Source organism: Streptomyces sp. NPDC005878 (assembly GCF_040629815.1).
Lineage (GTDB): Bacteria > Actinomycetota > Actinomycetes > Streptomycetales > Streptomycetaceae > Streptomyces.
The window spans coordinates 31,291-49,294 of sequence record NZ_JBEXWK010000030.1 but is presented as its reverse complement, the minus strand read 5'-3'; the positions used below and the strand labels follow the sequence as shown (position 1 = coordinate 49,294).

Annotated in this window: 18 protein-coding genes and 1 pseudogene; 7 read left to right on the top strand and 12 right to left on the bottom strand. The window is 73.7% G+C overall.

The window, feature by feature from the left end; translation table 11 throughout:
* Positions 1–934: DUF5685 family protein (locus ABZ404_RS31745; RefSeq protein ID WP_358991150.1), on the bottom strand; the 934-nt coding region annotated here is incomplete at its 3' end.
* A 312-nt stretch (positions 935–1,246) separates the two neighbouring features.
* Between ABZ404_RS31745 and sepF the strand changes: the two genes are divergently transcribed.
* On the top strand, positions 1,247–1,681 hold the full coding sequence (gene sepF, locus ABZ404_RS31740) for a cell division protein SepF (protein ID WP_358833116.1): 435 nt from the start codon (positions 1,247–1,249) through the stop codon (positions 1,679–1,681).
* 29 nt (positions 1,682–1,710) lie between these two features.
* Here the strand turns inward: sepF and ABZ404_RS31735 are convergent, their stop codons facing one another.
* The gene (locus ABZ404_RS31735) at positions 1,711–2,901 is read right to left on the bottom strand and encodes an acyl-CoA dehydrogenase family protein (protein WP_358833115.1); all 1,191 of its coding nucleotides are present in this window, start codon (positions 2,899–2,901) and stop codon (positions 1,711–1,713) included.
* A 134-nt stretch (positions 2,902–3,035) separates the two neighbouring features.
* Positions 3,036–4,685 (bottom strand): MFS transporter, encoded by a 1,650-nt coding sequence (locus ABZ404_RS31730; RefSeq protein ID WP_358833114.1) that lies wholly within the window; start codon positions 4,683–4,685, stop codon positions 3,036–3,038.
* Between the two features lie 522 nt (positions 4,686–5,207).
* Between ABZ404_RS31730 and ABZ404_RS31725 the strand changes: the two genes are divergently transcribed.
* A complete protein-coding gene (locus ABZ404_RS31725) occupies positions 5,208–6,200 on the top strand; it encodes a phosphatase PAP2 family protein (protein ID WP_358833113.1) in 993 nt (330 codons plus the stop codon).
* A gap of 108 nt (positions 6,201–6,308) precedes the next feature.
* Here the strand turns inward: ABZ404_RS31725 and ABZ404_RS31720 are convergent, their stop codons facing one another.
* Both ABZ404_RS31720 and ABZ404_RS31715 read right to left on the bottom strand, forming a co-directional pair.
* On the bottom strand, positions 6,309–6,524 hold the full coding sequence (locus ABZ404_RS31720) for an I78 family peptidase inhibitor (RefSeq protein ID WP_358833112.1): 216 nt from the start codon (positions 6,522–6,524) through the stop codon (positions 6,309–6,311).
* A 609-nt stretch (positions 6,525–7,133) separates the two neighbouring features.
* The gene (locus ABZ404_RS31715) at positions 7,134–7,877 is read right to left on the bottom strand and encodes a transglycosylase family protein (RefSeq protein ID WP_358833111.1); all 744 of its coding nucleotides are present in this window, start codon (positions 7,875–7,877) and stop codon (positions 7,134–7,136) included.
* 527 nt (positions 7,878–8,404) lie between these two features.
* On the opposite strand from ABZ404_RS31715, the gene ABZ404_RS31710 reads away from it, so the two are divergent.
* Together ABZ404_RS31710 and ABZ404_RS31705 are read left to right on the top strand one after the other, a co-directional pair.
* Positions 8,405–9,178: a hypothetical protein gene (locus ABZ404_RS31710; protein ID WP_358833110.1), complete on the top strand. Its 774-nt coding sequence runs from the start codon at positions 8,405–8,407 to the stop codon at positions 9,176–9,178.
* Positions 9,179–9,459: 281 nt separating this feature from the next.
* Positions 9,460–9,894 carry a hypothetical protein gene (locus ABZ404_RS31705; protein WP_358836631.1) on the top strand — a complete coding sequence of 145 codons (435 nt, stop codon included), beginning with the start codon at positions 9,460–9,462 and terminating at the stop codon, positions 9,892–9,894.
* Between the two features lie 54 nt (positions 9,895–9,948).
* Here the strand turns inward: ABZ404_RS31705 and der are convergent, their stop codons facing one another.
* The 4 genes from der to ABZ404_RS31685 all read right to left on the bottom strand — a co-directional run bounded on the left by der (position 9,949) and on the right by ABZ404_RS31685 (position 14,073).
* Positions 9,949–11,406 carry a ribosome biogenesis GTPase Der gene (der, locus tag ABZ404_RS31700; RefSeq protein ID WP_358836632.1) on the bottom strand — a complete coding sequence of 486 codons (1,458 nt, stop codon included), beginning with the start codon at positions 11,404–11,406 and terminating at the stop codon, positions 9,949–9,951.
* Between the two features lie 71 nt (positions 11,407–11,477).
* Complete coding sequence (locus ABZ404_RS31695) at positions 11,478–12,119, bottom strand: lysophospholipid acyltransferase family protein (RefSeq protein WP_358836633.1); 642 nt, start codon at positions 12,117–12,119, stop codon at positions 11,478–11,480.
* 53 nt (positions 12,120–12,172) lie between these two features.
* On the bottom strand, positions 12,173–12,880 hold the full coding sequence (gene cmk / locus ABZ404_RS31690) for a (d)CMP kinase (RefSeq protein WP_358836634.1): 708 nt from the start codon (positions 12,878–12,880) through the stop codon (positions 12,173–12,175).
* A 107-nt stretch (positions 12,881–12,987) separates the two neighbouring features.
* Entirely contained in the window at positions 12,988–14,073 is a 1,086-nt protein-coding gene (locus tag ABZ404_RS31685; protein WP_358836635.1) for a prephenate dehydrogenase, read from the bottom strand.
* 121 nt (positions 14,074–14,194) lie between these two features.
* On the opposite strand from ABZ404_RS31685, the gene ABZ404_RS31680 reads away from it, so the two are divergent.
* The 3 genes from ABZ404_RS31680 (at position 14,195) to ABZ404_RS31670 (ending at position 15,834) form a co-directional block, all read left to right on the top strand.
* Positions 14,195–14,518, top strand: a complete 324-nt coding sequence (locus ABZ404_RS31680; RefSeq protein WP_358836636.1) for a DUF952 domain-containing protein — start codon at positions 14,195–14,197, stop codon at positions 14,516–14,518.
* 84 nt (positions 14,519–14,602) lie between these two features.
* Positions 14,603–15,073 carry a Rieske (2Fe-2S) protein gene (locus tag ABZ404_RS31675; protein WP_358836637.1) on the top strand — a complete coding sequence of 157 codons (471 nt, stop codon included), beginning with the start codon at positions 14,603–14,605 and terminating at the stop codon, positions 15,071–15,073.
* Between the two features lie 17 nt (positions 15,074–15,090).
* Positions 15,091–15,834: a nucleotidyltransferase domain-containing protein gene (locus tag ABZ404_RS31670; RefSeq protein ID WP_358836638.1), complete on the top strand. Its 744-nt coding sequence runs from the start codon at positions 15,091–15,093 to the stop codon at positions 15,832–15,834.
* Positions 15,835–15,854: 20 nt separating this feature from the next.
* Here the strand turns inward: ABZ404_RS31670 and ABZ404_RS31665 are convergent, their stop codons facing one another.
* From ABZ404_RS31665 to ABZ404_RS31655, 3 genes and pseudogenes are all read right to left on the bottom strand, one after another.
* Positions 15,855–16,880, bottom strand: coding sequence for an ADP-ribosylglycohydrolase family protein (locus tag ABZ404_RS31665; protein ID WP_358836639.1), 1,026 nt, complete (start codon positions 16,878–16,880; stop codon positions 15,855–15,857).
* Positions 16,877–17,623 carry an NUDIX domain-containing protein gene (locus tag ABZ404_RS31660; RefSeq protein ID WP_358836640.1) on the bottom strand — a complete coding sequence of 249 codons (747 nt, stop codon included), beginning with the start codon at positions 17,621–17,623 and terminating at the stop codon, positions 16,877–16,879. The genes ABZ404_RS31665 and ABZ404_RS31660 overlap by 4 nt, the downstream gene beginning before the upstream one ends.
* A gap of 116 nt (positions 17,624–17,739) precedes the next feature.
* Positions 17,740–17,877: pseudogene (locus tag ABZ404_RS31655) on the bottom strand (adenylyltransferase/cytidyltransferase family protein); the annotation flags it as partial.
* Between the last annotated feature and the right edge of the window lie 127 nt (positions 17,878–18,004).

Sequence of the window (18,004 nt, the reverse complement as noted above, 5' to 3'; positions counted from 1 at the left end):
GCGGGGGCGGTCCGTAGGGGCCGGGCTGGTGGGAGCCGTGGGTCCGCGGGTGCCCGGGGGCCGCGCCGTGGGCGCAGCCGGCCGTGCCGAAGGACCGGTTGACCGACTGCGTCAGCTCGTGGGCGAGCAGGACGTGCGCCAGTCTGCCGTCGACGAAGTCCACCTCGCGCAGGGCGAGCCGGATGCCGTGCACCGCGTCGTCGGCCAGCCGCCGGGCCTCGATCAGGTCGGTGCCGGTCGCCGTGAGCGGGTTCCACGCGCCCGCCGCGGCGTCGGCCGCCTGGTCCTCCACGGCGTCCAGGAGGTGCGCGAGCCGTCCGAAGAGGCGGCCCGCCTCGGCCAGCGGCTCGGTGTTGTGCGGCCGGCCGGCGAGGACGGCGGTGTGCGCGAAGGCGGCGGCGGTCGCCGTCTCGGTCGGCTCGGTGACGGTGAGCAGGGAGGTGCCCGGCCCCGCGAGCGCCTCGATCGCCCCCTGCCGGTCGACCGCGTCGACCAGCACCGCCGTGTCGAAGCCGAGGGAGGCGCCGGTGCGGGCGCCCGCCCGGTCCCAGCTCGCGGCGATCCGGCGGGCGGCGAGCGCCACGGGCCTGCGCTTCAACAGGCCGTCCCGGTCGGCGACGTGGTCGCGGACCTTCGCCGAGGCGAGGACCAGGGAGACGGCCGCGGCGAGCCGGGCCCCCTCGCCCCGGGCCACCGGTGCGGTCCGCATCGCCCGCAGTGGGCAGGGTCCCGCGGTGCGCCTGCGACCGGTGCGGCTCTCGACCTGAGCCTCCGTCAGAACCGAGACGATCAGCCCGTCGTAGTTGGTCACGATCCGGGCGAGCTGGCCGTGGTCGGAGCGAAGTGCCAGGCAGAGGCCGCAGAGATGGGCCATCCACTCGGTTCGCAGCCCCTCGGTGAGCCGATGCGAGCAGGGCCTGACGATTCCGAACACGACGCTCCCCCGGGTGCCGCGGGAGCCCTCGCCCCACGGTTCGTTCAACAGTGCGGCAGGCATCGTACCGGCCGATCCGTTCACCCGTACGTCTGCCGACTCACCCGTCTGGACGGAAGGTCATATTTTGTATCCGTTACCCGGCATGCACCGGAAGAAAGCTGACGATTCGCCACATCTTCTGCACCAGTACCGTCACGAATCCCCTGCGCGGCGACTATCCACTTGGCGCGGTATCCGCATCATGGACGAGCATAGGGATGCGGAACGCGAGAAGAAGCAAGAAGAAGTCCGCTGTGAGAGGAGGCGTCCATGGGATCGGTGCGCAAGGCGAGTGCATGGCTGGGACTTGTCGAGGACAACGACGACCGCTACTACGACGACGAGTACACCGAGGAAGCCGGGTCCCGCGAAGCCTGGGTGACGGACCCCCGGGTGCGGGTGGCCTCCGAGGCGGCCCAGGAGCAGGGCCGGCGGATCGCCACGGTCACGCCCGACGGCTTCCGCGACGCCCGCGGCATCGGTGAACTCTTCCGCGAGGGCGTCCCGGTCATCGTCAACCTCACCGCCATGGAGCCCGGCGACGCCAAGCGCGTCGTGGACTTCGCCGCCGGCCTCACCTTCGGGCTGCGCGGCTCCATCGAGCGCGTGGCGACGCGGGTCTTCCTGCTGACCCCCGCCGACACCCAGATCGTCAGCGGCGAGGCCGCGGGCCGCGCCCCCGGCGGCTTCTTCAACCAGAGCTGAGCAGGGCGCTCACCGGACCGCCACCGCGCCTAACGGAACGCGTCGAGCCCGGTGAGCGCCTTGCCCAGCACCAGCTGGTGCATCTCCACGGTGCCCTCGTAGGTGAGCACCGACTCCAGATTGGTGGCGTGCCGCATCACGGGGTACTCCAGCGAGATCCCGTTGGCCCCGAGGATCGTGCGCGAGGTGCGGCAGATCTCGATCGCCTCCCGGACGTTGTTGAGCTTTCCGAAACTGACCTGCTCCGGACGGAGCCTGCCCGCGTCCATGCGCCGACCCAGATGATGGGCGAGCAGCACACCCTTGTGGAGCTCGACCGCCATGTCGGCGAGTTTGGCCTGGGTGAGCTGGAAGCCGCCGATGGGCCGGCCGAACTGCTCGCGGGTCCTCGCGTACGCGACCGCCGCCTCGAAGGAGGCGCGGGCCGCGCCCATCGCGCCCCAGACGATCCCGTACCGCGCGTGCGAGAGGCAGCTCAGCGGGCCCTTGAGCCCGGTGACCCCGGGCAGCACCGCGTCGGCGGGCAGCCGCACCTCGTCCATGACCAGCTCGCTGGTGACCGACGCGCGCAGCGACCACTTGTGCTTGATCTCCGGCGCGGAGAATCCGGGGGCGTCGGTGGGGACGGCGAACCCCCTGATGCCGTCGTCGGTCCGCGCCCAGACCACCGCGACCCCGGCGACCGAGCCGTTGGTGATCCACATCTTGCGGCCGCTGAGCACCCAGTCGGTGCCGTCCCGCTTGGCGTAGGTGCGCATCCCGGCCGGGTCGGAGCCGTGGTCGGGTTCGGTGAGGCCGAAGCAGCCGATGGTCTCGCCCGCCGCCATCGAGGGCAGCCAGCGCTCCTTCTGCTCCTCGGAGCCGTACTTCCAGATCGCGTACATCGCCAGCGAGCCCTGGACGGAGACGAGCGAGCGGATGCCGGAGTCGGCGGCCTCCAGCTCCATACAGGCCAGGCCGTACTGGACGGCGGTGGCGCCCGCGCAGCCGTAGCCGGTCAGGGACATGCCCAGCGCGCCGATCGAGCCGAGCTCCCGGGCGAGGTCGCGGATGCCGGGCAGCTCGCCGCTCTCGTACCACTCGGCGATGTGCGGCAGGACCCGGTCGGCGGCCCAGGAGCGGACAGTGTCGCGGATCGCGAGGTCCTCGTCGCTCAGCAGGTCGTCGATCCCGAGGGGGTCGGCCGGGTCGAAGGGGGGCAGCTTGGCGGATGCGGACATGAGGATGCCTCCGGCGTCCCTGGGAACCTGTACGGCCCAGCTAAAACTAGCGGTGGTAGTTATTGCTGACCGCTGACGTTACGGCTCAGTGTGCCGCGCGTCCAGACCCGCCCGTCCGCGCGGGGCGCCCCGGTTCAGGGGCCGCCGGGCCCCGGGTGCGCCCCTTCGGCGCCGGCGGTCGCGGGGATCCGCAGGTGGAGCTCGGCACGCGGCTCGGGCAGCCCGGGCGCGGAGCCGGTGTGCTGCGCCCCGCACTCCATCACCCGGGGCAGCCGCAGCGCGGCCAGCGCGCCCAGGACCAGCAGACCGGTGCTGACCAGCAGCGTCACATGCAGGCCGTGGACGAAGGAGTGCTGGGCCGCGCCCCGCAGGGCGGCGCCCGCGGGGCCGCCGAGGCGCTCCGCTATGTCGTAGGCCTCGCCCAGCGAGTTGGCGGCCCCGGCCGACGCCTCGCGCGGGACGCCGGGGACGGAGGCGAGACCGGGGGCGTAGGCCGCGTTCATCACGCTGCCGAGCAGGGCGATGCCCATGCCCGCGCCGAGCTGGTAGGAGGTCTCGCCGATGGCGGCGGCCCCGCCCGCGCAGTCGGCGGGCGCCTCGCTGAGCATCGACTCGTACGCCCCGAAGAGCGTCGTCTGGAGGCCGAAGCCGAGGACGACGAAGGCCCCGGTGAGCAGCAGCGGCCGGTCGTGCTCGCCCATCAGGACGAGCAGCAGCACGGCGGCGGCGGTCAGCGCGAAGCCGCACGCGACCATCCTGCGCGGACCGAGCCGGCGCAGGGTGTACGAGCCGGTGGCCCCGGCCGTCATCGCGGCGAAGGTGAGCGGCAGCAGCCGCAGCCCCGTCTCCAGCGGGCTGAGCCCGAGGACCAGCTGGAGGTACTGGACGGCTATGAGTTCGAGGCCGACCAGCGCCAGCATGGCGAGGACGATGCACCCCACCGAGGTGGAGAAGGTGCGCCGGGCGAACATGCGCATGTCGACCAGCGGGTGCGCGCGCCGCCGCTGGCGCCGTACGAACAGGATGATCAGGGCGGTGCCGGCGCACAGCGGCGCCAGGGTGAGCGGGTCGAGCAGCCCGTGGCCCGCGCCCATCCGCTTGACGCCGAGCACCAGGGTGATCACACCGGCGGCGGCCGTCAGCGCGCCGAGCACGTCCCACGGCCCGTCGGCGGAGCCCTTGGACTCGGGCAGCAGCCTGCGGCCCAACGGGAGGATCAGCGCCATCAGCGGGATGTTGATCAGGAAGACCGAGCCCCACCAGAAGTGCTGGACGAGGAAGCCGCCGAGCACCGGTCCGGCGGCGGCGCCTATCGCGGCGGTGGCGGTCCACACACCGATGGCGGTGGCGCGTTCGCGGCGGTCGGGGAAGACCGCGCGGAGGATGGAGAGCGTGGCGGGCATGATCATCGCGCCGCCGACGCCGAGCAGCGCGCGGGCCGCGATCAGGAGCTCGGCGGACCCGGCCAGGGCCGCCACGGCGGACGCCAGGCCGAAGATGCCGTAACCGAGCAGCAGCACCCGGCGGCGGCCGACGCGGTCGCCCAGGGTGCCGAAGAGGATGAGGAGGGCGGCGCAGACCAGCGGGTAGGCGTCGACGATCCACAGCAGCGCGGTGGCGCTGGGGCGCAGGTCCTCGGTGACCGAGGGGACGGCGACGTGCAGCACGGTCGCGTCCAGCGCGACGAGCAGCAGGCTCACACACAGGACGACGAGGACGACCCAGCGGTTGGCGGCGCCGGCGTTCGCACGCGCGCGTGCGGCGTCCGTCGTCGTTCCTGCCATGTGTGTACCTCCTGTACGGCGGCCCCGCGGGGGTCCCGGGACGCGCCGTCCTCGCGGTGGCCCGTCGTCCCCGCTCTCGGCGGACCCTGGACCGGTGCGGTCTCGGGCGGGTCCGGCATCGACGAGCGAGTGATTCGTCAGCGTACGCGAGTTCCAGCCATCGGCACGTGGTACACCTCTCACCCCTTTCGGCACACCCTGTGGTGTGCGCCACAGAGGAGGGAGGGGGCCCGCCGGGGCCGGACACCATTAATGATCTTGGCACGCCGTGTCGGCGGATCCTGGCACCCGGTGTCAGGCGTGATGGACGGACGATGAATTCCGTCCCGCTTCCCGGAAAATCGTCCGCCTCAATCCCGGAGCGTTTCCGGAGCGGTCCCCGGCGAAATTCATTCCCGGCCGTCCGCCCTTTTCGCGGGCCCGGGAATAAACCGTGACGTGAGACATACTCCACATCACATCGTCATCACAAAGCCGCCGGATCGGCCTGGGCCCTCACTCACTCGCTGTAACGTCGATTGAGTGCGTACCGACCGAATCTTCGCCCGTCTGGACCGGGAGCCCGAGCCGCCGAAGATAGCGATCCCGCGGATGAGCCGTCACCGCGTGATCCTCTTCAGCGCGACGATGGCGTTCTACCTCGCCATCGTCGTCGCCGTGCTCGCCTCGTCCTGGCTCGTCGAGCTGGACTGGAAGGTCATGCTGTTCCGGCCGTACGAGCAGTGGCCGCAGATGCACGCCTTCCTGGACTACTTCGTGGTCCTGGGCCAGCGCGGCCCCACGGCGGTGATGGTCGCGGCGTGGCTGGGCTGGAGGTCCTGGCGGCAGCACACCCTGCGCCCGCTCCTCGCACTCGGCGCCTCGCTGCTCCTGCTGAACATCACGGTCGGCGCGGTCAAGCTCGGCCTGGGCCGCCTGGGACCGCACTACGCGACGCGGATCGGCTCGGCCGAACTGTTCGCGGGCGGCGATATATTCCCCTCCGGCCACACCGCCAACGCGGTCGTGACCTGGGGCATCCTCGCCTATCTGGCCACCACCCCGAGGGCCCGGCGCTGGCTGTCGGTCCTCTCGGCCGTGGTCGCCCTCGGCGTCGGCGCCACCACCGTCTACCTCGGTACGCACTGGGTCAGCGACGTGCTCCTCGGCTGGGCCGCCGGGCTGCTCATCCTGCTGGCCCTGCCCTGGTGCGAGCCGGTGATCGCGCGCGCCGAGGCGCTGGTCTTCGCCCTGCGGGCCAAGTGGCGCGCACGGGGAACGACCGCGCCCGTAAGGCCCGTTCCGGCCGCCACACTGCCCGGGGTGTTCGCCCAGCGCACCGCGAGCGAGGACGACACGCCCGTACGCGAGCCGGTGGGCGCGGCCAGCGGCGCCCGCCCGGCCCGCGGCCCCGCCCGGCCGCCGCACAACGGCCCCCGCCCCGAGCGCCCGGCGGCGCCCCCGGCGGCCGGCCGGCGCCCGCAGCACACCGAGCGCGCCCCGCGCCCGGCCCCGGCCCGGCCGCTGGGCGGCTGACGGCCCCGGCGAAGCGGGGAGCGGTACGCACCACCACCCCCGCGCAGGCGAAGGCCCCGGCACTCCACTCGGAGCGCCGGGGCCTTCGCCGTCCGTAGGAGGAGCGGCTCAGCCGCGCCAGCAGCGGATCACCGTGCCGTCGGCCACCTCGAAGTTCAGCCGCCCTTCCAGGTACTCCATGGTGATGACCGAGCCGGGGGGAAGCGATCTGACGGTGGTCCAGCCACGCGCGCGTGCCAGCCGCGCGGCGGCCTCGCCGGTCAGGCCCACATAGGCCTCGGGAGCGTCGTCGGGGTGTCCGGAGGGAGTCGGTACTGGTGCCATGCCAGCCACCGTAGGCGCCCCGCGGCGGAGGCGGAAGCGGGGCCCCCTGCCCTGCCGCTGTCCGCACCACGTCCCCCGCCGGTCACACTTGTGTCACAGGATCTTGGCCGGGTTTACCTCGAACTGGGTCACTCGTACGGGGAGTTTCGGTCAGGCGGCCGGGAAATCTCCAAGCCCCCGGCAGGCCGTTCGAGCCCCTTACGCAATTTCCCCGCCGACGGTCCCGGAACACCGCGCGGAATTTCCCTCGCGGCCCCGACCGCGGGAAATTGACGGGCCATAGGGAATTCACGGCATCCTTACACGATCCGCACCGACGGGAGGATGTCGTTCGCCCCTCGGCCCGCCCGGCGCGGTGGCTCGTATGCGCCTATCCGGCCGCACACACGCCCTGTCGCACGGGCTGCCGCACGCGCCTCACGCCTGCTGGCCGGATGCCCGGCGCCCGGGGCATGTCCTCCCGTGGCGACCGGCTCCCGGCCCCGCCGCACGGCCACGGGAGTGGAGGGCCCCGGGCCCGAACACGCGCGAACCCCGCCCGGTCGCGCGGCCGGGCGGGGCGGTGGTGCTTCTCGTGCGGTGGTGCTTCTCGTGCGGTGGTGCTCCGGCCTACAGGGCGAGCCGCTCGCCGGGCAGGATCAGGTCCGGGTCGCCGCCGATGACGGTCCTGTTGGCCGCGTACACCCTTTCCCACGTCGTGCCGTGCGCCTCGGCGATGGCGGACAGGGTGTCCCCCTCGCGGACGGTGTAGTCGCCGCCGCGCGAGCCGCGGCCCGTCCGGACGGGCGGGCGCTCGGGCGTCTTCGCCGGGGCGGCCTTCGCCTCGGTCCGGCCGGAGGCGGCCTGACGCGTGCCGGCCGCGGCGGCCTCGCGCCGGGGCTGCGCCGCCTGCGCCGTCCTGGGCTCGGCCTTGGGCTTGGTCTTGGCCTTGTGGCCCGACGACTTGTGGCCCGACGGCTCGGGCGCCGCGGGCGCCTCCCCGTAAGCCCCCGCCTTCCTGGAGCACACGGGCCACGCGCCCCAGCCCTGGGCCCGCTGGAGCCGGGTGGCGACGGCGATCTGCTGCGCCCGGGACGCCCGGTCGGCGGTGGAGGCGTACGCCCCGCCGCCGTAGGCCCGCCAGGAGCCGGCGGAGAACTGGAGTCCACCGTAGTAGCCGTTGCCGGTGTTGATGTGCCAGTTTCCTCCGCTCTCGCACTGCGCGATGCGGTTCCACACCGCACCGTCCGCCGCGCCGGCCGGGCCGGCCGAGACGGTGAGCAGCGCCAGCGGCGCCGCCATCACGACGGCGCCGATCGCCGCCACCGTGCCGCGCCCGCGCCTGGAGCCGGAACGACTGGTACCAACAGACATGAAGTCCCTCTTCCGAAGGACCCGGGACTCCCGGGCGGCAGGGTCCGTGACGCGTCCGGCGTCCCGTTCCGTGCCGCCCCGCCCGCCGGGGTCGTGCTGGTGCCTGTGGTGCGGTCGTACGCGTCGTAGCGTCGTGCGGCCGTACGGGGCGGGCTGCCCGGGCGGTGCTCGGTGCACACGGCGTTGGAATGTAGGGACCGGATCGGGCTGGTATCAACCAATGCCCTGTCCCTCCAGGCCAGTTGCCTATTACCATGGGTAACAGCGATTTCCGGACAGCCACTTGATGCAGGGATTTCAGGATTTGTCGACCAGTCCCCCCGTCGACCTGTGACTCAGTTCACCCTGCCAACTCCCTTGCATCGCCCAGAGGTTGACATGGAGTGAGGAGTTCCGGGGGCAGGTTCACCCTCCGCGTGCGGTGGTTCGATTCCGTTCGCCCTGGGGCGTGACCCCTGCCACAGATCCGCCGTTGTCCTTTCAGGAGCCGGGAACCACCCGGCGCACGCATCCAGTAGGAGCCACCCGTGCCGCGCATGCTCGACGTCAGCGAGGACGTCCGCGCCGAGATCGGCGACGAAGAAGCCGACCGGCTGCTCGCCGGCGAGAACGCCCCGGGCAGCTACGACTGCACCTCCTGCCGCACCCCGGGCGACTCCGAGCACGAGGCCACCAGCACCGTGCTCTTCGTCGGTGAGGAGACCGCGGTCCTCGCCTTCGCCCACGCCTCCTGCATCCCCTCCCAGGTCGTCCAGGTCTCCGAGGAGCAGTTGCAGGGCGCCGTCCGGTCCATCACCGGCGACGAGTTCGGGGGAAGGGCGCCCCAGCAGGCCGTCCTCGGCATCACCAGTGGCCTGATCCTGATCGAGGGCGCGCTGCACCCGGCGCTCGTCGTGGAGCCCACCGCCCCGATCGCCAGGCCGGGCTCGGGCGGCACCACGGATGAGTTCCTTCCGCTCCTGATCGAGCAGGGCTTCGTGCCGGTCACCGACGTCGGCCGGATGCCCTCGGTGCTCTCCGGCTGGTCGGTGCTGCTCGCCATGGGCCAGCTCCACGCGATCCTCCAGCCCGGTACGGGAGGCGGCGGCAGCCCGGTGTCGTGGTGGCAGGCCCACCAGCCGCTCCAGGTCACCGACGGCTGGCGCGCGGCCGCCAACCGCACCCAGCGCGTCCTGGTCTTCGCGGCCCCGGTCGGCTCCATCGGCCAGCAGCCCCGCGAGGACCTGCTGCGCGACGCCCTGGAGAAGGCGGCCTCGGACGGCACGCTGGTGTCGGCGGCGATGCCCCTGGCAGGCACCTGAGCCACCCCGCACCACCACCCAGCCCCCCGGGGCCCGGCCCCTCAACCGCCCCTGCCCGCCCAGGGCCGGACCGCACTACCACCCAGCCCCTCGGGGCCCGGACCGCTCAACCGGTCCGGGCCCCGGCCGCGTTGCGCGAACGCCCCCCGACCGGACGCCGGCCCCGCCCGAGCCCCCGCGCGCCCGAGCCCCCGCGCGCCCGGTTCACCCCCTGCATCCGGGGATGCGCGATATCTTCCGTCAGCCCGCATCCGACGGCCGCCGGGGTCGTTGGCACATACGTGCACGCATACGAGCCCTCCCGCCAGCCGTACCAGTCGCAGATCCCCTCCATGCGCCCCGCCCAGGACCTCATCAGCGGCCACTCGGCCACCCCGATCTACGACGCGCTGTACTCGGAGTACCGCCGGTCCTTCCGGGCCCTGCCGGGCGACCGCAGCGGCGAGGACGACCTCGGCTTCCGGGGCTTCGCGGCCGTGGGGCACTCGGGGTCCCTCGGCTTCCGGGGCGCCCACCAGCACCACCAGCCGGCCCACGCCCAGGCGCCGCACCCCCAGACCGTCCCGGGCTTCCACCCGTATCCCGCGCACAGCGGCGCCCCCTGGCAGCTGAGCGGGGCGGCGAACAGCGGCACCGGGCACACGCAAGGGCGGCAGCACACCGGGCTCCAACCGCTCCCGGCGGCACTGCCGCCCGCCCCCCGCCGGGGGCTGTGAGACCCAGGGCGGGGGCCGCGAGGCCGTGGCCCCCGAGCGGCCCCCGCGCCGGGGCTACTTCTTCCTGTTGCTGCCGCGCTTCTCGCGCACCCGCACCGAGATGTGGATCGGGGTGCCCTCGAAGCCGAACTCCTCGCGCAGCCGGCGCTCGACGAAGCGGCGGTAGCCGTGCTCCAGGAAGCCGGAGGCGAAGAGGACGAAGCGCGGCGGCTTGGTCCCGGCCTGGGTGCCGAAGAGGATGCGCGGCTGCTTGCCGCCGCGGATCGGGTGCGGGTGGGCGGCGACGATCTCGCCGAGGAAGGCGTTGAGCCGTCCGGTCGGGACCCGCGTCTCCCAGCCCGCCAGGGCCGTCTCGATCGCCGGGACCAGCTTCTCCATGTGGCGGCCGGTCAGCGCGGAGACGTTGACGCGCGGTGCCCAGGCCACCTGCTGCATCTCGGTCTCGATCTCGCGCTCCAGGTAGTAGCGGCGCTCCTCGTCGAGGTCGTCCCACTTGTTGTACGCGATGACGATGGCGCGGCCCGACTCCACGGCCATGGTGATGATGCGCTGGTCCTGGACGCTGATGTTCTCCGTCGCGTCGATCAGGATGACCGCCACCTCGGCCTTCTCGACGGCGGCGGCCGTGCGCAGCGAGGCGTAGTAGTCGGCGCCCTGCTGGAGGTGGACCCGCTTGCGGATGCCCGCGGTGTCGATGAACTTCCAGGTCACCCCGCCGAGCTCGATCAGCTCGTCGACCGGATCGCGGGTGGTGCCGGCCAGCTCGTTGACGACGACGCGGTCCTCCTTCGCCACCTTGTTCAGGAGCGAGGACTTGCCGACGTTCGGGCGGCCGATGAGCGCGATACGGCGCGGGCCGCCGGGGGCGGCGGTGCCGAAGGACTGCGCGGGCGCCTCCGGCAGGGCCTCCAGGACGGCGTCCAGCATGTCGCCGGTGCCGCGGCCGTGCAGCGAGGAGACGGGGTGCGGCATCCCCAGGCCCAGCGACCACAGGGCGGCGGCGTCCGCCTCGCCCGACTGGCCGTCCACCTTGTTGGCGCACAGCACGACGGGCTTGCCGGCCCGGCGCAGCAGCCTGACGACGGCCTCGTCGGTGTCGGTGGCGCCGACCTTGGCGTCCACGACGAAGACGCACGCGTCGGCGGCCTCGATCGCGTACTCCGCCTGGGCGGCCACGGAGGCGTCGATGCCGAGGACGTCCTGCTCCCAGCCGCCGGTGTCGACGACCTTGAAGCGGCGGCCGGCCCACTCCGCCTCGTAGGTCACGCGGTCGCGGGTGACGCCCGGCTTGTCCTCGACGACCGCCTCGCGGCGGCCGATGATGCGGTTCACCAGGGTCGACTTGCCGACGTTCGGTCGGCCGACGACGGCGAGGACGGGCAGCGGGCCGTGGCCCGCCTCCTCGATCGCGCCCTCGACGTCCTCGATGTCGAAGCCCTCTTCCGCGGCGAGCTCCATGAACTCCGCGTACTCGGTGTCGCCGAGCGCTCCGTGGTCGTGCTGGTCGTTCATGAAGTCCGTTCCTCGTTCTGCGTCATCGATGGACCGGGCGTCCGGTCCACTACTCAAGTCCCAAGTCTCGCTCAGCGCCCGGTGAGGCGCCTGGCGTTCTCCAGGTGGCGGGTGAGCCGCTCCTGGATGCGTACGGTCGCCTCGTCCAGCGCCGTACGCGTGCGCCGGCCGCTGCCGTCGCCCGCTTCGAAGGCGTCGCCGAAGACGACGTCCACCCGGCTGCGCAGCGGCGGCAGCGCCTTTATCAACCGTCCCTCGCGCTCGGTGCTTCCCAGGACCGCCACCGGGACGATCGGCGCCGCCGACCGCAGGGCGAAGTAGGCGAGCCCGGCGCGCAGCGAGGCGAAGTTCCCCTCGCCGCGGGTGCCCTCGGGGAAGATCCCGAGCACACCGCCGCTCTCCAGCACCCCGACGGCCTGGTCGATCGCGGTCCGGTCGACGGTCGACCGGTCCACCTTCACCTGCCCGATGCCGCGCAGGAACGGGTCCAGCGGGCCGATGAAGGCTTCCTTCTTGATGAGGAAGTGCACCGGCCTGGGGGCGGTCCCCATCAGCATCGGTCCGTCGATGTTGTGCGCGTGGTTGACGGCCAGGATGACCGGGCCGCTCGCGGGCACCCGCCAGGCCCCGAGCACCCGGGGCCTGAACAGCCCGTACATCAGGCCGACACCGATCCGGCGCCCGACCTCGGCGCCGCGCTCCGTGACGGGCACGGGGGGCGCGGAGCGTCTCGGTGAGGGGCGGTGGCCGGGCGACGGGAGGACGGTCACTTGGCGGCTCGCTTCTCCTCGACGAGCGTGACCACGCACTCGATGACCTGGTCGAGGGTGAGCTCGGTGGTGTCCACCTCGACGGCGTCGGCCGCCTTGGCCAGCGGGGACGTCTTGCGGCCGGAGTCGGCCGCGTCCCGCTTCAGCAGGGCCTCGCGGGTGGAGGCGACGTCCACCCCCTTCAGCTCGCCGCTGCGGCGGGCGGCGCGCGCCTCCGGGGAAGCGGTGAGGAACACCTTCAGGTCGGCGTCGGGCAGCACGGTCGTGCCGATGTCCCGGCCCTCGACCACGATCCCGGCCGCGGCGGCGGCCGCCGTGTCCCGCTGGAGCTGGGTGACGAGCGCCCGCACCTCGGGGACGGCGCTGACCGCGCTGACCTTGGCGGTGACCTCCTGCGTACGGATCGGGCCGGAGGCGTCGAGGCCGTCGACGGTGATGGTCGGCGCGTTCGGGTCGGTGCCCGAGACGATGACCGGCTTGGCGGCCGCGGTCGCGATCGCCGCCGGGTCGTCGGTGTCGATGTCGTTGGTGAGCATCCACCAGGTGATCGCCCGGTACTGGGCGCCGGTGTCCAGATAGCTCAGCCCCAGCTTGGCGGCGACCGCCCGGGAGGTGCTGGACTTGCCGGTGCCGGACGGGCCGTCGATGGCGACGATCACAGCTGCCGGGGCGGTCCGGGCGGCGCTTTCCACGGTGACGGACACCTTCCTGGTACGGGGACGGGGTGGGCGGGCAGGCATCCGCCCCCACACAAGGTTACTGGCTCATACGTGCGCCCAGATCCCCGCCCGCCCGGCGCCCCGGGCCGGGGTCACTGGCGGATCGCCCAGCCCCGCTCCCGCAGCGACGCCGTCAGGCCCGGGGCCGCGGCCGGCTCGACCATCAGCTGGACCAGTCCCGCCTGCTGGCCGGTGGCGTGTTCGATGCGCACGTCCTCGACGTTGACGCCGGCGCGGCCCGCGTCGGCGAAGATCCGGGCCAGCTCGCCGGGCCGGTCGCTGATGAACACCGCGACGACCTCGTAGGCGGTGGGGGCGGTGCCGTGCTTGCCGGGGACGCGCTCGCGGCCGGCGTTGCCGCGCCGCAGCACGTCCTCGACGTCGGCCGCGCCGCCGCGCCGCTTCTGCTCGTCGGAGGACTCCAGGGAGCGCAGCGCCCGTACGGTCTCGTCCAGGTCGGTGGCGATGCCGGCCAGGACGTCCGCGACCGGGCCCGGGTTGGCGGAGAGGATCTCCACCCACATCCGGGGGTCGGAGGCGGCGATCCGGGTGACGTCACGGATGCCCTGCCCGCACAGCCGTACCGCCGTCTCGTCGGCCTCCCGCAGCCGGGCGGCGACCATGGACGACACCAGCTGGGGGGTGTGCGAGACGAGCGCCACCGCGCGGTCGTGGGCGTCGGCGTCCATCACCACGGGCACCGCGCGGCAGAGCGCGACCAGCTCGAGGGCGAGGTTGAGCACCTCGGTGTCGGTGTCCCGGGTCGGGGTGAGCACCCAGGGGCGGCCCTCGAAGAGGTCGGCGGTGGCGGCGAGCGGGCCGGAGCGCTCCTTGCCGGACATCGGGTGCGTGCCGAGGTAGGCGGTGAGGTCGCAGCCGAGCGCCTCCAGCTCGCGGCGCGGGCCGCCCTTGACGCTGGCGACGTCGATGTACGCGCGGGCCGCGTCCGAGCGGATCGCCTGCTCCAGGGTGGGGGCGACGTGGGCGGGCGGCACGGCCACGATCACCAGGTCCACCCGGTCCGCGGGCGCCTCGTCGGTCCCGGCGCCGAGCGCGGCCGCGGTCCGGGCCTGGGCCGGGTCGTGGTCGGCGAGGTGGACGGTGACGCCGCGTGCGGCGAGGGCCAGCGCGGCGGACGTACCGATCAGGCCGGTACCGATGACGAGTGCGGTCCTCACGGAGAGTTCCTTGCGAAGTGCGGCGGCTGCGCCGGGGCGGACGGGCGGGCTTGCCCGTTCAGCCTAGTCAAGCCGCCGGGCGGTGGCCGCCGCCGGAAGGGCCGTGCGGTAGAACGGGCCCATGATCTTCCATGTGGTGCCCGCGCCGGAGTGGGGCGCCGGGCCGGGCCCGTACGCCCCCGCGTCCCTGGCGTCCGAGGGCTTCGTCCACTGCTCGGCCGACCGCGCGTCCGCGCTGGAGGTGGCGAACGCCCACTACGCCCACTACCCCCGGTGCGCCGACGCGCCGGGTCCGCTCCTGCTGCTGGGGATCGACGAGGCGCGGCTGGACGCCGAGGTCCGCTGGGAGGGGGCGTTCCCCCATGTGTACGGGCCGGTCGGGCGGGAGGCCGTGGTGGAGGCGGCGGAGCTGCGCCGGGACGGGGGCCGGTGGGTTGCGCCCTAGACCGGGACCGGTGGGTTGCGCCATAGGGCGTACGGCACGCGCGCGTCACGGAATTCTCCGCCGCGTTGCACCAGGATGCTGCCCATGACGACGCCAACCTCCCGCCGCGCGGTGCTCGCGGTGGCCGCGGGCACGGCCGCGCTGGCCGGCTGCGGCAGCAGCGACGACAAGGACAGCGGGACGGACGCGACGCCCACCGGCACGGCGACCTCTCCCCCGGTCGCGTTCGCCCCGGACACGCCCCGCCCGTCCTCCGCGTCGCCCGGCGGCGCGGTCCTGGCGAAGACGTCGGACATCCCGGTGGGCGGCGGCAAGGTCTTCGCGGACCGCAAGGTCGTGGTCACCCAGCCCGAGGCGGGCACCTTCAAGGCGTTCTCGGCGATCTGCACCCACCAGGGGTGCACGGTCAAGGACGTCTCCGGCGGGACGATCAACTGCCCCTGCCACGGCAGCAAGTACCGCGTGGCCGACGCCTCGGTGGCGGCGGGACCGGCGCCCCGGCCGCTGGCGGCGGAGCGGATCACGGTCGAAAAGGGTTCGATCCACCTGGCCTGACCGGCCACAATCGGCGGATGACACCGCCCGAGCAGTTGGTCCGCGACCACACCGTGTACTCCTGTGTGATGGGGTCGCGCGCCTTCGGCCTGGCCACGTCGGCGAGCGACACGGACCGCCGGGGCGTCTTCGTGGCCCCGACCCCGCTCTTCTGGCGCTTCGAGAAGCCGCCGACGCATGTGGAGGGCCCGGCCGAGGAGCAGTTCAGCTGGGAGCTGGAACGCTTCTGCGCACTGGCCCTGCGCGCCAATCCCGGCATCCTGGAGTGCCTGCACTCACCGCTGGTCGAACGGATCGACGCCACCGGCCGCGAGCTCCTGTCACTGCGCGAGGCGTTCCTCTCCCGTCGCACCCACACCACCTTCACCGCCTACGCGCTGGCCCAGCGCAAGAAGCTGGCGGCGGACGTCCGCCGCCACGGCGCCCCGCGCTGGAAGCACGCGATGCACCTGGTGCGCCTCCTGACGAGCTGCCGCGACCTGCTGCGCACCGGCGTCCTCACGATCGAGGTGGGCCCCGAGCGCGACCGCCTCCTGGCCGTCAGACGCGGCGAGGTCCCCTGGGCCGAGATCGAGTCCTGGATGACCCGCCTCGACGAGGAGACGACCCGGGCCACGTCCCGCACCCCCCTCCCGGAAACCCCGGACGAGGCCCGCGTGGCGGACTTCCTGTTCCGGGTACGCCGCGCCTCAGCCCTCCGGCCGCACCCGCACGACGAAACCGCGCGTCGCGTCGCGCCCGGCGGTGTCCCGGGGCGGTAGCGCACGCTCCCGGTCCCGGGTCAGGAGTCCCAGAGCGCTCCCAGCGTCAGCAGTTCGCTCCGGTACTCGATGCGCTCCGCCCACTCCTTCGGCCAGGCCTCGGCTCCTCGGTGGGCGCCCGCGAAAGCGCCGGTCAGGCAGGCTATGGAGTCCGAGTCGCCCTTGGTGCAGGCCGCCCGGCGCAGGGCGGTGAGCGGGGCGTCGGGGAAGAGCAGGAAGCAGACCAGCGCCGTGGCCAGGGCCTCCTCGGCCACCCAGCCGTCGCCCGTCTCCAGGCACGGGTCCGTCTCCGGCGACGGGTTGCGCAGGGCCTTCAGGACCCGGTCCAGGGCGTCCAGGCACTCGTCCCAGCCGCGGGCGATGAAGGCCGCGGGCGACTCGTCGTGGGCGCGGGTCCACAGGTCACCCAGCCAGCGGTCGTGGTAGCGGGTGCGGTTCTCGTACGCGTACGAGCGCAGCTGGCCGACCAGGCCCACCGGGTCGGCGCCCTGGGCCAGCAGGAAGACCGCGCGGGCGGTGAGGTCGCTGGCCGCCAGGGCCGTGGGGTGGCCGTGGGTGAGGGCCGACTGGAGCTGGGCCGCGCCCGCCCGCTGCTCCTCGCTCAGACCGGGCGCCAGGCCGACCGGGGCCACCCGCATGTTCGCGCCGCACCCCTTGGAGCCGAGCTGGCTCGCCTGCTGCCAGGGCAGTTCGCTGTCGAGCAGTCCGCAGGCGACCATGCAGGTGCGGCCGGGGGCCCGGTTGTTCTCCGGGGAGTGGTACCAGCGGACGAACCCCTCGCGCACCGGCCGCTCCAGGCGGCGCGGGCCGAGCAGGCCGCGGTCCATGGCGGCCTGGATGCCCTGGCCGACCGCGAGCGTCATCTGGGTGTCGTCGGTGACGATTGCCGGAGTCGGCAGCCTCATCTCCCGCCAGGGGCCGCACTTGGCGAGGATCGCGGGCACGCCGATGAACTCGGTCGGGAAGCCCAGCGCGTCCCCGAGGGCGAGCCCGATCAGCGAGCCCGTCGCCGCCTGCTTCGCCCGGCTGTTCACGCGAGTGGTCATGAGGGTCGTCCTTCCGGCCGCAGGAGCGGGGGGTGCAGCGCGGTCGCCGCGCCCGCCCGGTACAGCGCGGCCGGCTTGCCCCGGCCGCCGGTCAGACGCGCGGCTCCCGCCACCGGTTCGACGAAGCCCGGTGTGGCGAGGACCTTGCGTCGGAAGTTGGGGCGGTCCAGGGCGGTGCCCCAGACCGTCTCGTAGACCTTCCGGAGCTCGCCGAGGGTGAACTCCGGCGGACAGAAGGCGGTGGCCAGGCAGGTGTACTCCAGCTTGGCGCCGATCCGCTCGCGCGCGTCGGCGACGATCCGCTCGTGGTCGAAGGCGAGGCCCTCGTATGCCCCGAACGACACCCACTGCGCGTGCGCCGCGTCGCCGCCGCCGTGCGGCTCCGGCAGGTCCGGTACGAGCGCGGTGTAGGCGACGGAGACCACCCGCATCCGGGGGTCGCGGTCGGGTTCGCTGTAGGTGCGCAACTGCTCCAGGTGCAGGCCCGCGACCACCTCGTCCGGCAGCCCGGTCTCCTCGGCCAGCTCGCGCCGCGCCGCCTGCCCGGCGCTCTCGCGGGGCAGCACGAAACCGCCCGGCAGCGCCCACTCACCCTTGTAGGGCTCCTCGCCGCGCCGGATCAGCAGGAGGTGCAGACCGCCGTCGCGGACCGTGTAGACGGCGAGGTCGACGGTGACCGCGAACGGCTCGAAGGCGTACGGGTCGTAGCCCTCCGGCGCTCTGGCCGGGCCCGCCGCGCTCACCACCGGCCCCCGGGCGGCGCGTCCACGCGGCCCCGGGCGCGCGCGGGGCGGACCGGCCGGACGACACGGGCGCGCGGATGGGTCTCGGCCATCCGGCGCGCCCGCGTCCGGGCCGCCACGAGTTCCCCGGCCGCCGTGCACACCATCACGGTCAGCGCCTCGCAGCGGTCCTCGGCGGTCCGTACGAGGTGGTGGTGGCCCGCGTGCGGCGGGCGGAACGTGCCGATCACCGGACCGTGCCCGTACCGCTCCACCACCGCCACCCCCTCCCGTCGCACCGTCGCTCTTTAATAGTCAGGATGACTATAAAGGCGCGCGGGGGGCGCGCACAACAGGCGTGCGCAGGCAACCGTGGGGGCGCACGGCGCCCACGCGGGCGCG

What these genes read in the sequence shown, in the direction of transcription:
- sepF (WP_358833116.1), top strand. Translation starts at nt 1,247, where the DNA reads ATGGGATCGGTGCGCAAGGCGAGTGCATGGCTGGGACTTGTCGAGGAC.
- ABZ404_RS31735 (WP_358833115.1), bottom strand. Translation starts at nt 2,901, where the DNA reads ATGTCCGCATCCGCCAAGCTGCCCCCCTTCGACCCGGCCGACCCCCTC.
- ABZ404_RS31730 (WP_358833114.1), bottom strand. Translation starts at nt 4,685, where the DNA reads ATGGCAGGAACGACGACGGACGCCGCACGCGCGCGTGCGAACGCCGGC.
- ABZ404_RS31720 (WP_358833112.1), bottom strand. Translation starts at nt 6,524, where the DNA reads ATGGCACCAGTACCGACTCCCTCCGGACACCCCGACGACGCTCCCGAG.
- ABZ404_RS31715 (WP_358833111.1), bottom strand. Translation starts at nt 7,877, where the DNA reads ATGTCTGTTGGTACCAGTCGTTCCGGCTCCAGGCGCGGGCGCGGCACG.
- der (WP_358836632.1), bottom strand. Translation starts at nt 11,406, where the DNA reads ATGAACGACCAGCACGACCACGGAGCGCTCGGCGACACCGAGTACGCG.
- ABZ404_RS31680 (WP_358836636.1), top strand. Translation starts at nt 14,195, where the DNA reads ATGATCTTCCATGTGGTGCCCGCGCCGGAGTGGGGCGCCGGGCCGGGC.
- ABZ404_RS31675 (WP_358836637.1), top strand. Translation starts at nt 14,603, where the DNA reads ATGACGACGCCAACCTCCCGCCGCGCGGTGCTCGCGGTGGCCGCGGGC.
- ABZ404_RS31670 (WP_358836638.1), top strand. Translation starts at nt 15,091, where the DNA reads ATGACACCGCCCGAGCAGTTGGTCCGCGACCACACCGTGTACTCCTGT.
- ABZ404_RS31665 (WP_358836639.1), bottom strand. Translation starts at nt 16,880, where the DNA reads ATGACCACTCGCGTGAACAGCCGGGCGAAGCAGGCGGCGACGGGCTCG.